The organism is Paenibacillus sp. TSA_86.1, from assembly GCF_052691815.1.
The window spans coordinates 118,546-131,695 of sequence record NZ_JBQZGE010000016.1; the positions used below are offsets into that span (position 1 = coordinate 118,546).

Below are 13,150 nucleotides of genomic sequence, written 5' to 3' on the forward strand. Positions count from 1 at the left end.
GCGGCATGGCTTATAATAACTTACTGAATCCGCAGCGTACCAACAGCGATGTGGAAGATATAAAGATCAAGAGCAATTATTTGCGCGGAAGTCTCACGGAGACACTGGCTGATCGGATTACCGGTGCGATTCCTGAAGACGACAACCGTCTGATGAAACATCATGGCAGCTACATGCAGGATGACCGGGACCTGCGCAACGAGCGCAACAAATCCAAGCTGGAGCCTGCATACCAGTTCATGCTGCGCGTGCGTGCTTCCGGTGGTATCGTAACGCCGGAGCAGTGGCTCATGATGGATCGTGTTGCTCATAAATATGCGAATCAGACGATCCGTCTGACGACTCGCCAATCGTTTCAACTGCACGGGGTACTGAAATGGGATCTTAAAAATACGATTCGTGAGGTCAACGACTCTTTGCTCAGTACCCTGGCCGCATGTGGAGACGTTAACCGTAACGTGATGTGCAACCCTAATCCGAATCAGTCTGATGTTCATGCTGAAGTGTATGAGTGGGCATGTCAGGTGAGTAATCATCTGGACCCGCGCACGCGTGCTTACCATGAGCTGTGGCTCGATGGGGAGAAAGTGATTGACTCCCAGGATTCGGATGAAGAAGTAGAACCGATCTATGGCAAGGTGTACTTGCCGCGTAAGTTCAAAATTGGTATCGCGGTACCTCCATCCAACGATGTAGATGTATTTTCACAGGATCTCGGTTTAATCGCGATTGTAGAGAACGGTAAATTGCAAGGTTTCAACGTGTCCGTTGGCGGAGGTATGGGGATGTCTCACGGGGATTCGAAGACGTACCCTCAGGTGTCCAAGGTTATTGGCTTCTGCACGCCGGAGCAGATGATTGATGTTGCAGAGAAGACAGTTATGATTCAGCGTGACTACGGAGATCGTGCGGTTCGTAAACATGCACGTTTCAAATATACAATTGATGATCGCGGGTTGGAATGGTTTGTTGATGAGTTAACGAGCCGTCTTGGATGGAGTCTGGAAGCAGCGCGGCCATATCATTTTGACCATAACGGAGATCGTTATGGCTGGGTGAAGGGCAGTAATGGCAAATGGCACTACACGCTGTTTATTCAGAATGGACGTGTAAAAGATGTAGATGGTTATCCGCTCATGACGGGGTTACGTGAAATTGCCAAAATACACACTGGAGATTTCCGTCTGACGGCAAACCAAAATCTGATTATCGGTAACATCAGCAGTCAGAAAAAGAAAAAGATCGAAGCGTTGATGCAGCAATACAATCTGACAGATGGTGCTCACTATTCAGCACTTCGCAGGAGTTCCATGGCTTGTGTTGCACTCCCGACCTGTGGTCTTGCTATGGCTGAATCCGAGCGATATCTGCCATCCTTAATCGATAAACTCGAGCCTGTGCTGGATGAAGCAGGTCTGAGAGATGAAGAGATTGTCATTCGCATGACAGGTTGCCCGAATGGGTGCGCGAGACCGATGCTGGCAGAGATTGCTTTTATCGGGAAAGCACCAGGCAAATATAATTTCTATCTTGGCGGCAGCTTTACAGGCCATCGTCTGAACAAACTGTACCGCGAAAATATCGGAGAAAACGAGATTCTCGACACACTGACACCGATGATTAATCAATATGCCAAAGAGCGCAATGAGGGCGAACATTTCGGAGATTTCGTGATCCGTGCGGGTTATGTACCTGAAGTGTTGGACGGAAGACAGTTCCACGCTTAACTTGCCTCTTAACCGAGAAGCATTCCTTGAGGGAGTGCTTTTTGTTTCTTGGGTGCAGATCCGTTTGAGGCGATGAACTTGTTGAACTAGACACAACAAGATATAATGACAAAGTAGAAAGCAGATTACATGTTGAAAGTGAGCGGAAACGATATGGGTCGTAAGTGGAATAATATTAAGGAAAAGAAAGCTTCAAAAGACGCAAACACAAGTCGGGTCTACGCCAAATTCGGCGTTGAGATCTATGTAGCAGCGAAGAAGGGCGAACCAGATCCGGAAGCGAACCGTGCCCTCAAGGTCGTTTTGGAACGTGCCAAAACGTATAATGTACCTAAAGCGATCATTGACCGTGCGATGGAAAAAGCAAAGGGCAGCGGCGATGAGAACTATGAAGAACTGCGTTACGAAGGTTTCGGACCAAACGGAGCGATGGTTATCGTGGATGCGCTCACGAATAATGTAAACCGGACAGCGCCCGAAGTGCGTTCTGCGTTTAACAAAAACGGAGGCAACATGGGTGTGAGTGGTTCCGTTGCTTACATGTTTGATCCTACAGCAGTGATTGGCGTTGAAGGAAAAAATGCGGATGAAGTGCTGGAGATTATGCTGGAAGCGGATGTAGACGTGCGCGATATCGTGGATGAAGATGAAGCGGTTATCGTATACGCAGAACCAGATCAATTCCACGCTGTACAAGAAGCATTCAAAGCTGCGGGTGTTACCGAGTTCACGGTAGCCGAGCTGACGATGCTGGCGCAAAACCACATTGAACTGCCTGCGGATGCCCAAGTTCAATTCGAGAAGCTGATCGACGCGCTTGAAGACTTGGAAGATGTGCAGCAAGTGTATCATAACGTGGAGTTTGTGTAGGTGGTCAAGCGACTGAAGCAATCATCAATTTTGTCACTTAGCTAGGGTATATATGCTATCTCCAAGTGATTTTTGTGATGATGTACGTTTTCCTATTCTGTATTGTATTTAACTCACTTTTTGTATGGGAATTATCCATATGAGGAGTGAGTTTTTTATGTTGTTTGAAGATGTCTACAAAGAGTTTCCATACTATAAAAGGGTATAGAAACAACAATCGGGGGTTTCTAAATTACTTATGTAATGAATTTTCAGTTACTGAAGTAGAAGAAATTAACACCTCTCACATCAAAGCATACCTTATGAACTTAAAAATGAAAGGATTATCAGAATCATATATTAATGGAATACAAAAAAATATTCGTTCATTCTTTAACTTCATTGTGGAGGAAGGGTATGTTGCTGAAAAACGAAATCCAGTATTAGGTTTGAAATGGATGAAAGAACCTAAAGTTCTTATAAAAACTTTCTGATTTATTAAAATCTCTTTTTCTATAAAATTTATTTTTTTCCTTAACTCTTCTTTTTTATATGTTATTAGGGTCAAGCTTAAGGTGTAATTTTTCCTCTTTGACAGCAGAAGATACAAAATAATTTTTGAATCTGAGTTGTTCACGAGTCTTTTGAGAAAATGAACTTATGTCGAAAATAAAAGTTATTGCATTTGAGTTGTTAAGATTAAAATTATATAAAATCGCTGATTTGGATCATCTCATTGTTACTGATTAATCTTAATATTATAAGTCAAAATGCTGAGAATTACAATTTTTCACAATTGTTAAATGAAATAAATTAATTTCTTATGATCAAAATAAGATAGATTAATAAATACTTCATTCATTTACAGAATCGATGATATAATGGGGCTACTTTAATTAGTTTTTATCTTAGGGGGATAAATTTTAAATGATTAAGGCTCTAATAATTGGTGTAAATAATTATGATCATTTTAAAGATTTAATGAGTGTAGAATATGATGTTAAATGTATGAGTGAAACTTTAAATAAGCACTTTGAAGACATGAATATAAAAGAGGTTACTGGAGAAGAAGCGAAATCTAATTTCTTGAAATTGGAATTAGAATATTTTTTGAAGAATTGTAGTTCACAGGATACCCTTATACTTTATTGGGCTGGTCATGGGGAAGTTTATAATCAAAAGGGTTACCTCTTAGCATTGGATTCAACAAATGACGATTCTGAATTTAATAAGATTTCTATGAGCACGTTAACAGAATGGATTGAAGAATCTCCAGCAAAAGCAATACTAGTGTTAGTTGATTGTTGTAAAAGTGGTTACTTAACAAGAAGTGGTAGCAACAATTCAATAGATAATGTTATTAGTAAGGAACTGGTCATTAGAGGTAAAGGAAGAATAATAATCACAGCAGCAAATGATGAGAATGCATATAGCCTTGAAGATAACAGTAATGGATTTTTTACGCATGCTTTTTTAATGAACCTAGACTCGTACATAAAGGAGTTAAATGAGCAGAATGATAACGTAGATATTACACAACTGTATTCAATGATTGTGAAAGATATGGAAGAGGGTTATTACAAACAAGTACCTTGTATGAAATCTTCAATAGAGGGGCGTTTTTTGCTAAAATTGAAAAGTGCATCATTTAATAACACTAATATTTCACTAAAAAATGTACCACAAGCTAATTTAACTAGAGGGGGAATTCAACAAATTGAATCATTGGAAGAGGCCTTCAGGGGGACATATTTAGATCATAGACACTTTATGGGAAGTGTAGTCAAGTATGTTGGTTTAGATTTATTAGCTGCTAAAGTAGTTGAAGTTGTACCACATATGTTAATGGAGAACTTCTTTCATTTAAAGATTGAATGGTTTAATTGGGTTCTATTTTCTAAAATTGGTTTACTGAGAGAATCTTATGTATTGAAGCTAGACAGAAGTGAAGCAGAAGTTATTTTTAAATTAGTTAATGATAAAAAATGTTTTGTGAATATTAGGTTTTCTATAATTAATGAGAATTTAAATGTTGAAAAACTGAGTTTGAAAATAGAAAAAAAGGAGATAGCCTTCCCTCGAAATTATACCACAAATCATACAAATAAGTTTGAACATAGCATGGAAGAAAATTATTCTTGGATTTTTTTGACGAAAGATGAAAGGCATTTGATATTATTTGATAATAATAATAATTTAAGTAAGTGGCGTATAGAAGATAGAGAGAAGTTGCAGACTATTAATTTAAAAAGTGAAAGTGATGAGCTTCTAATTGTAGGGTATAGTAGTATAAAAGAAACTGTACTTGCTGTTGAAATAGTAAAAGAACAGTACGTTTACTATCTATTTAATTTCTTAGGAGAGATAATATATACACAAAAACTTGATGAGGGCGTATTGGCTTATTTCCCTGATTCTGGTGACTATATAATTTTTTATCATAAAGTTGAATTGATGTTTGTAGCATTATCAGAGAATGAAAATACAGAGAAAATGTTTAAGTTCAAAAAAGGTTTTTTTGAACGAGGGCAATACCCGTTCTTTTGTGAAAGCGCTGAAGAAATTTTCGTTTTTAACTATAATCGCTTTTTAGTATTCAATAGAAGCTTTGAGTATCTGAAAGAAGTTTCTATCCAAGATAAAAATATTTGTTTTATACTTAATTCTGATTTGCTTCTAACAATTAAGGGAGAATATGTACAAATTTTTGATGTAAACGATAAAAGTAAAAAGTATCCTCAACTAAAATTAAACGAAAATCAAATGTATAGTAAACATAATATTGTTAGTAATTATTATTATATAGGATATAAAAAAGCGGACTTTTATTCTAAAGTAAAGGAATTTGAAATTATCGACCTAACGTTAAATATATTTAATAATGACTTGTTTTCAATTGAGGGGGAGTTGAAAACAGTGGTAGTAAATAAAGATAAATCTTTTATTGCTGTTCTCACTAAAGATGGAAAAATCCGTGTATGGGAGTGACATATAAAAAATCTAAAACAAAGCTATCCGTAACATTTTAAGTTATAGATAGCTTTGTTTTATTGAGTTTCTTTATATGTAATTTGATTTGATGAGAAGTAAAGATACTTAATTAATTCACACTATTCTAATGGTTAAATGTAGCAGAACTAGTAAGAGAGTAATGAATTATTCGATTTAAAGAAATCCATAAAGTTTCCTGAAGATTCTTAATTTTCAAACGGCTTCTATCATTGGTAAGCGTAATTTCACCTATGCAGTTTGTTCCATCTGCAAAAGTTAAAAAGACTTACTTATGTTTTTCAGCCTTGATTAGGTCTTTTGTCAGTCACGTTGCACCCCTCAATTTGATTTTATTAAGATTCATATACTTTTTTTATCATAATTCATATTTACGAAAGGGAATATCTGAGATAATAATCAGCGTCAAAATACTTAATGTTAAAGAGTGTTAGGTTCAGAGAGGATGTTTTAATAGATTCATAATGCTGACGTGTAAAGTGAAAAAAATTATGTATTAGGAAATATTCAGTGTTAATTTCGAGTGGAAATTTAAACTTTGTTATTTACTAATTGTAAAGATCACAAAATCAAAAGATAAGTATGCTTGAATACTTCAAAGAAATGGATGGTACATAGTATGAATGAACAAATACCCGAATTTATGAACGAAGACCTAAAAGGTGCTCTCACCATGTTAGAAAGCTACAAAGCATTTAATATTAATGCACGTACTTTCATGCTACAGGAACATAGTTTGATGCTAGAAAAAATAATAAAAGGAGTTGAAGAACCATATTCCAAATATACACAAAAACAAAAAAATGTTGTAATATCAAGAATTTATATTGAGTTATTCGAAAGAATATGTCAATCAATAGAGGATTTCACAACTTTGTGTACAGCTCTTGGTGGTGACTTAGTAGATTTTCAGAAGCTATGGATATCACAAAAGAATCCTCAGAACACCTTAAAGAGTCTAAATCAAGAAAAATGGGAATTACTTTTCCGTCATAGAAATTTAGAAGAGATTAATATGTCTGGAAAAGAAAAAGATATTATAAAATGTATGAGAATAAAAAATGTTCAGTCAAGTATGGAATTCGTGGAGCTTCTTCAAAAATTCTTAGATTTACATTGGGTCACGTATACAAAGATTAAACATGGTAACACAGTAGTTTATGGATATGATTTTCAGAATATAATGGGTGAACAAACATTGTTTATTCCTGCTGTTTATAATTCTAAGAGCATATCCAGTGTTCAGGGGTTGTTTGTTAATCAAACAATTTATACTAAGTGGAGAATAATGTTTAATAATATAATTCTACTTACAAGTAATCTTGTAGAAATTGCAATCGAATATATAAATAGGGGATTAGTGCCATTTGTTCTACCTTTCGTTTTAAGTGAATCATCATCAATAAAAAATAATGAGGTTGTTGATATAATTAAGAGGTATGAGTCCAATATAACTATGTATAAATTTAATACTGAGTTACATGCCTCAATAAGCAATGTTACAATCAGTAAATTTGAAAAATTCTATGCACTTCCTAATTGGAAGGTTTTTGAGTAATAGTTCTAAGGAATGATACGAATGCCACTTTACTTAAACAATTCGCAAACAATTTGGAAAGGTATGAGAGCTCTTGCCTATTGAACAGTGGAAATGGGAGTATATTGAGTGCAACATGGTTGAATTTAATAGAGGTCTAAATCTAAAAAGCGAAGCAAGCAAACGATTCGCAAAATATAGTCATTGGTACTACCATCCAAGACTTGATATTTTTGCACCAAGTAAATTCATTGGATACTATAATACCACTCATGAGAATTATAGTGGGAGTGGCTATGGAGGTCAGACTCAACAAATTTTAAGAACTTACTTTGACCCTGTGCCGCTTGAAAATTATGAGAATTACCTAGAAAAGTTGATTGTGTTAGCAGATTCGTATGGATATAAAGTATCAGAAAAGACATTGCAAGGTTCCGGGTGGATATATGAGCCCAAAGAAACCGTTCTAGAACAGTTTATTAAAGCTGATACAGCTTATTCTATTATAGAAGATGAAATTATTCTTTATGAAGAAGGCGGTAAGAAGCACTCAGTTGTTAATAAGTATGAGAGGAATGACAAGGTTAGAAAAGCTGCAATTCTATATCACGGAACGACTTGTATGGGGTGCGGGTTTAATTTCGAAGAACATTACGGTAGTCATGGAAAAGGATTTATTGAGATTCATCATCTCAATTCGCTTTCAAGTCATGGAGTGGAGCACTATGTTGATCCGAAAGAGGATATAGCAGTATTGTGTTCTAATTGTCATAAAATGGTGCACCGACATGTGAGTGAACCGCTTACGATAAACCAGTTAATTGAACTGATCGAAATCAACAAGAAGTTAAGACGTTGAAGGTTGTCAAAAGGTAGGCTAATCCTTATAAATTAAATTCATAGATTTATTGATAGATTTTGCTCTGAAAAAATCATAATCAAGAGTAAAAAGAAATTTGGGTATGTTTCTTTTTATAATTATCTAGCCCTCATGATTATTTAATTTTTTAATAATTTTCTTAAAAGAAATTATAGATGCTTCTCTAAGCTGATCAAGAGTTTTATCATCAGCTACAGGATCTAATATCCCAACAACATCAATTAAACTTTTCTTTATATTGTATCCTTTTTATCCTTCATGAGTCATCGACCTACCGTTCTGCCTTTTATTTATACATCAGATAGCAATGAATTGTGATGTGTTAGTAACTCATCCGAGCTGAAAGAGTAAAATTTTATGTATTATGAGTAAATATGATTGGATTATGTCCACATGAATGCAAAGGCTAGGTTGATATCTGATAGGTACTCCTTCTAAGTAAAATAGTACCGCTAGATACAATTTTCAAAATGCACAGCAAGTTTATTCTGACAATGGTTACCGCGGTGCATCCATAAAGGATAAACATGTAATTTGCTATAGTAAACCACTCCTAATTTGATATGATAAACGTACAAAGTTCCATACAAAAAGTGAAGATGAAGCGGTTATCGTATACGCAGAACCGGATCAATTCCACGTCGTACAAGAAGCATTCAAAGCTGCGGGTGTTACCGAGTTCACGGTAGCCGAGCTGACGATGCTGGCGCAAAACCATATTGAACTGCCTGCGGATGCGCAAGTTCAGTTCGAGAAGCTGATTGACGCGCTCGAAGACCTGAAAGATGTGCAGCAAGTGTATCACAACGTGGAGTTTGTGTAAGCGAGCTAATGACTGCGACTAACTCCTTTTGATATTTTGATTGGGTTACCCATCTTTTCGAGCAATATACTTAACTTATTTACTTATGCTCTACAATGTATGAATTGAAAAAGAGTGTCTATCCAATCCAGTCCGATTGGGAGACACTCTTTTTTGCTATATTTAAGACTTGCTTGCTACAGTGTGAGCTGACTTATCCGATGAATCGGATGTTTCTTTCTGCAGTCCGCCAAACTTGAATAGTATAATGCCACCTACAATAACAAGTACACCAATGAGTTGATTCCATGAGAACGGAATTTTCTCCAGGCCGAGCCAGCCCATAGCATCAAAAAGTAAAGCGAAGCTTAACTGAGAGGTTAACACGATGGAAATCGCATAGGTTGGACCGAGCAACTTCATGCCTTGAACGAGACAGAAGACTACACCCACGCCAATCGCACCGCTCAGCCAGTACCAGGATTGCATGTGCTCCAAGCTAAATGTATTTTTACCTTCAACCAGTATAGAAATCAGAAAAGAAGCGATAAATCCGGTAAACAGCACCAGTGTTGTCGTAGACCATGAACCGGTGCGTTCATTGACTTTACTATTAAATATCGTTTGCAGACTGACCAGTGAACCGGCCAGGAGAGCAAGCAAAATACCTGTGATGATCATGCGTATCCTAACTCCTTATTCATAAATGTTGTGCCCGGCGATGTTCCGCAGGCCTGCCCGATTTTTAATCCGGATTAATCCCTGATGCCGTTCAATATAACCGTCCGCACATAACTTCTGGATGACCCGATTCAAATGGCGATAACTGGTGCCGATCAGATTGGCGATATCCGTCAGGTTGAAGGCGTCAAGTTCCTCGTGCAATACAGTGTTGCCTTCATCCGTTGAGATGGAAAGCAAATAACTGGCTAAACGAATCTCCACCGGATACATCAGATTAAAATTAGAAAAGTTTGAATCGATGTAAAACTTGTGTGAGATAATTTTTAGCAAAAATTGCAGTAAAGGTGCGTAATCACTGGCAAGCTCCGTGAGCCACCGATAATGAATGCGTAGCATCACAACAGGAGACACCGCCTGAACAGTGTTCACGATGTTACTTTCACGCACATACTCGATGTCTCCCACCACTTCAAGCGGTGTTTTGAAACAGAGCACGAGAGTTTTGTCTTGTGGGGAAGTGGTGAAAATTTTAATTTTGCCCTCTACCAGGACATATAAGTATTCGGAAGCCTCGCCTTCTCGGCAGATCAGCTCACATTTTTCGAATTGACATATAGTCATATGTGGACGCAGGTGCTCGTGAAAAACCGCCTCCAATTGATACTGTTTCAAATAGTCCATGATTTGCTGCGGATGATGAATCTCTTCCATGCGGTTCTCACCTCTGCGTTAATTCTGTTGTTTTTGGTTTGGAAAAACTAAAAGTTTGTGTGTCTGACACAGTTTACATGCGGTATGTAGCTACAATGAAAACTACAGCTTCATAATGATGACACCGGCGATCATCAGAGCAATGCCCAAAAATTGTGGCAGTTTCATTTTTTGTTTGATCACGCCAAACCAACCGTTACTGTCGATTAAAAAGGTCAGAAACAGTTGTGCAATCAGCAGAGCCGAGATCGTAAAGGTCACGCCAATCTGCTGAATCGCGGAGACTTCGCTGAAAATAATAACGGCACCAAATGCGCCTCCGGCAAGATACATCGGTTTGACTTGTTTCATTCCCTGAAGATTGGCGTCACGCGTAAACAGCAGAATGATCGCCGCGAGTATAAATCCCGTCAATTGGGTAATCGTGGCGGCTTGCCACGTGCCCATATCTGTACTAATTCGGGTGTTAGCAACCCCTTGCAGCGTAATGCAGGCTCCGCCCAACAGGGCAAAAATAATTCCTCTCATCTTTCTTCGTACGCTCCTTCAATACATGTCTTTGACTTCTATTAAATGATAAATGAGTTACACTCGCCAAGGACAAATGTCCTGAGTCTGAAATTTACAGCATTTAGCGTACACTAAAGCCCCGGTAAAATCCAGGAAAGGGTGAGAAGTATGAGGATACAACAGCTGAAATAAAAAAATTGGTTAGTTGAAACGGTGTTGTCACACAGGTGTCGATAGATGAAAGATGCGAATAGGGGAGATTGAAGCAAGCAAGGGAAGAAAGATGTGCAAATGAGATCGGTAGAATGATACGCGGAAGAGGTGTTAGAGAGCAGGAAGGCAGACATTCAAATGGGGAAATATAGGTAGAAGGCATAGCAATTCATATATATGGTGGACAAGATGGAGTAGCTTGGACACATGGACTGAAATGGTAACGATCACGAGAAGCCTTATTTAAGGCATTATCGTCTCCTGAATTTTTTAACGATCACCAGGGAGGATATTCCACCGGAAACAGGTTCAAAACGCTGGTTTTGCGGCAAAATCGAAGAAAAACGTTCTCTGATGATCGTTAGCGGTGAACACCTATAACACCTTAAACACAGGCTCTTCCTTCACAAAAGTAACTTTGACCCCTGGGATAGACTTGTCCAGGTTTTCTGCTAAAATTCTCATTCCGGGTGCCTCACTTTCGGCATGTCCAACCATAATGAGTGCCTTGGATCTACCTTGCTGCACAGCATCACGAATATACTCTGGCGTTTCCCATTCAAACCCTTCGCCTGCGATAATTATATCGACTTGTTCGTTCTGAAGCAGGGGGATTGTGACGTGTCCGTTTCCGCGAAAGCCGACCAGAACCGCAGCGCGTCTGCAGACGATTTCAGGATTACCCGCAATGCGAACATAGTCGATCCCTAGACAACTCTTCAATTGCTGAGCAATTGCAAGCACTGTGATTCCTTCTGTAAATGTTACGAGATCCGATTCAGTTGTACGCTGGCTCAGGTAAGTGGTCCACCCGAGTTCCTGGATGAGCCCATCGGTAATGCCGTCCGGCTCGAAACGGTGAATAATATCATGACAGCGAAAGATAGCAATGCCTGCTTGATCAATCAAGTTTCTTTTATACGTATAAACGGAGTCGTTCTCCAGCCAATCGGTAGCACTGTGATGATTATAAAACGGGGATTCATGGGCGATAATCAGATTGGCTCCTAGCTGAATAGCTTGTTCAATGACATGTTGTGTGGGCATAAAAGCAACGACAATTCCGGATACAACTTGATCCGGTGAACCCGTGATCAGTTGATCCACAGTATTGTCCGGCAAAGTGATTTCCTTTGTGAGGTGAAGCATGATCTCTTGTACAGTAAGTTCCTTTGGTTCTGTCATATCTTTCATTTCCATCAGGTTCATTCCCCCAAAATAAGGATATAGTGTTAGTGTATCATCTTTAATACTAAAAACCAGCTATACACACGATACTTCCTTACATACCCCTAAGTTACCCTAACAACGAAGGTGTACACAACCTGATAAGCCCATTGAATTCATGTAGTTTTCTAGTACGAGAAAAAGTATACTTACATAGAGTATTTTTTGAATCAATTAAAAATTTTATATAATTAATATAGATTTGGACACTACTCTGATACGGGATTATGTCACTATACGAAAGGGGACAACTACATGACTGCCTTAAATATTATGGAACGTTTGAAGACGGAGACAGCACATTATCATAGACAAGTAGAGCAGAACCCCTATGCGAAAGCGATTATGGATTCGACCATAACGATTGAACAATATAGAGCGTATTTGGAGAAATTCTACGGTTTCCTGAAGCCGCTGGAGGATCAAGCGGTAACGCTGCCTTTTTGGGCAGAAACAGGATTGGATATCGGTGTAAGAGGCAAGGCTGGTTTATTAGAACAGGATTTAATGACTCTTGGCGCAAGTGAGGAGCAAATCAGGCAAATTCCACGGTGCAATAACAAGGAGTTACCGGATATCTCCACACCTGCAGGTCTTTTTGGATATACGTACGTTATCGAAGGTTCGACCAATGGCGGTCAGATTATGACCAAACGTTTGTCGCAATTTTTACCTATAGAAGCGGATCACGGACTGCAATATTTCAACGCATACGGCACGGAGACACGCACCAGATGGAGCGAGTTTATGCAATTATTACAACAATCCATTCATACACCTGAAGATCAAGACATTACCGTGTTCACGGCTTCGGAGACGTTCCGATTGCTGGATCAGTGGATTAATACGTAAAACGATTAGCGAATAAGCAATGCCGATCAACTAAGATAGTTGACGCACAACACCTGATTAGCTACCCGACGTAAAGTTCTTTTTTGAAGAAACAATGGACCTATGTCAAGAAAGTAGACACTTACGCGACGGATTTGTCCGTAAATTTC

Annotated in this window: 11 protein-coding genes and 1 pseudogene; 8 read left to right on the plus strand and 4 right to left on the minus strand. The window is 38.3% G+C overall.

All coding sequences use genetic code 11. The features are described from left to right. Positions 1–5 precede the first annotated feature (5 nt). The 7 genes and pseudogenes from cysI to ACUTVW_RS23190 all read left to right on the plus strand — a co-directional run. Positions 6–1,727 (plus strand): assimilatory sulfite reductase (NADPH) hemoprotein subunit, encoded by a 1,722-nt coding sequence (gene cysI, locus ACUTVW_RS23160; protein WP_445647925.1) that lies wholly within the window; start codon positions 6–8, stop codon positions 1,725–1,727. A 153-nt stretch (positions 1,728–1,880) separates the two neighbouring features. After that, a complete protein-coding gene (locus ACUTVW_RS23165; RefSeq protein WP_434753002.1) occupies positions 1,881–2,597 on the plus strand; it encodes a YebC/PmpR family DNA-binding transcriptional regulator in 717 nt (238 codons plus the stop codon). 170 nt (positions 2,598–2,767) lie between these two features. Next, positions 2,768–3,070, plus strand: coding sequence for a site-specific integrase (locus tag ACUTVW_RS23170; RefSeq protein WP_445647926.1), 303 nt, complete (start codon positions 2,768–2,770; stop codon positions 3,068–3,070). 433 nt (positions 3,071–3,503) lie between these two features. Beyond that, a complete protein-coding gene (locus tag ACUTVW_RS23175) occupies positions 3,504–5,564 on the plus strand; it encodes a caspase family protein (protein WP_445647927.1) in 2,061 nt (686 codons plus the stop codon). Positions 5,565–6,204: 640 nt separating this feature from the next. Further along, a complete protein-coding gene (locus tag ACUTVW_RS23180; RefSeq protein ID WP_445647928.1) occupies positions 6,205–7,143 on the plus strand; it encodes a hypothetical protein in 939 nt (312 codons plus the stop codon). A 115-nt stretch (positions 7,144–7,258) separates the two neighbouring features. Next, on the plus strand, positions 7,259–7,981 hold the full coding sequence (locus ACUTVW_RS23185) for an HNH endonuclease (RefSeq protein ID WP_445647929.1): 723 nt from the start codon (positions 7,259–7,261) through the stop codon (positions 7,979–7,981). Between the two features lie 616 nt (positions 7,982–8,597). Then, positions 8,598–8,825 (plus strand): annotated as a pseudogene (locus tag ACUTVW_RS23190) (YebC/PmpR family DNA-binding transcriptional regulator); the annotation flags it as partial. Between the two features lie 162 nt (positions 8,826–8,987). On the opposite strand, the gene ACUTVW_RS23195 reads toward ACUTVW_RS23190, so the two are convergent. The 4 genes from ACUTVW_RS23195 to ACUTVW_RS23210 all read right to left on the minus strand — a co-directional run bounded on the left by ACUTVW_RS23195 (position 8,988) and on the right by ACUTVW_RS23210 (position 12,122). Further along, a complete protein-coding gene (locus tag ACUTVW_RS23195) occupies positions 8,988–9,482 on the minus strand; it encodes a DMT family transporter (RefSeq protein WP_445647939.1) in 495 nt (164 codons plus the stop codon). Positions 9,483–9,500: 18 nt separating this feature from the next. Beyond that, positions 9,501–10,199, minus strand: a complete 699-nt coding sequence (locus tag ACUTVW_RS23200) for a Crp/Fnr family transcriptional regulator (RefSeq protein WP_445647930.1) — start codon at positions 10,197–10,199, stop codon at positions 9,501–9,503. A gap of 102 nt (positions 10,200–10,301) precedes the next feature. After that, the gene (locus tag ACUTVW_RS23205) at positions 10,302–10,727 is read right to left on the minus strand and encodes a DMT family transporter (RefSeq protein WP_445647931.1); all 426 of its coding nucleotides are present in this window, start codon (positions 10,725–10,727) and stop codon (positions 10,302–10,304) included. Between the two features lie 570 nt (positions 10,728–11,297). Beyond that, positions 11,298–12,122, minus strand: coding sequence for a Nif3-like dinuclear metal center hexameric protein (locus tag ACUTVW_RS23210; protein WP_445647932.1), 825 nt, complete (start codon positions 12,120–12,122; stop codon positions 11,298–11,300). Positions 12,123–12,404: 282 nt separating this feature from the next. Here ACUTVW_RS23210 and ACUTVW_RS23215 point away from each other — a divergent pair, with 282 nt between their 5' ends. Beyond that, complete coding sequence (locus tag ACUTVW_RS23215) at positions 12,405–13,001, plus strand: biliverdin-producing heme oxygenase (RefSeq protein ID WP_445647933.1); 597 nt, start codon at positions 12,405–12,407, stop codon at positions 12,999–13,001. Positions 13,002–13,150 lie beyond the last annotated feature (149 nt).

Bases quoted from the DNA above. Each gene is read 5' to 3' on its own strand.
- cysI (WP_445647925.1), top strand. From the start codon at position 6: ATGGCTTATAATAACTTACTGAATCCGCAGCGTACCAACAGCGATGTG.
- ACUTVW_RS23165 (WP_434753002.1), top strand. From the start codon at position 1,881: ATGGGTCGTAAGTGGAATAATATTAAGGAAAAGAAAGCTTCAAAAGAC.
- ACUTVW_RS23170 (WP_445647926.1), top strand. From the start codon at position 2,768: ATGTCTACAAAGAGTTTCCATACTATAAAAGGGTATAGAAACAACAAT.
- ACUTVW_RS23175 (WP_445647927.1), top strand. From the start codon at position 3,504: ATGATTAAGGCTCTAATAATTGGTGTAAATAATTATGATCATTTTAAA.
- ACUTVW_RS23180 (WP_445647928.1), top strand. From the start codon at position 6,205: ATGAATGAACAAATACCCGAATTTATGAACGAAGACCTAAAAGGTGCT.
- ACUTVW_RS23185 (WP_445647929.1), top strand. From the start codon at position 7,259: ATGGTTGAATTTAATAGAGGTCTAAATCTAAAAAGCGAAGCAAGCAAA.
- ACUTVW_RS23200 (WP_445647930.1), bottom strand. From the start codon at position 10,199: ATGGAAGAGATTCATCATCCGCAGCAAATCATGGACTATTTGAAACAG.
- ACUTVW_RS23205 (WP_445647931.1), bottom strand. From the start codon at position 10,727: ATGAGAGGAATTATTTTTGCCCTGTTGGGCGGAGCCTGCATTACGCTG.
- ACUTVW_RS23210 (WP_445647932.1), bottom strand. From the start codon at position 12,122: ATGGAAATGAAAGATATGACAGAACCAAAGGAACTTACTGTACAAGAG.
- ACUTVW_RS23215 (WP_445647933.1), top strand. From the start codon at position 12,405: ATGACTGCCTTAAATATTATGGAACGTTTGAAGACGGAGACAGCACAT.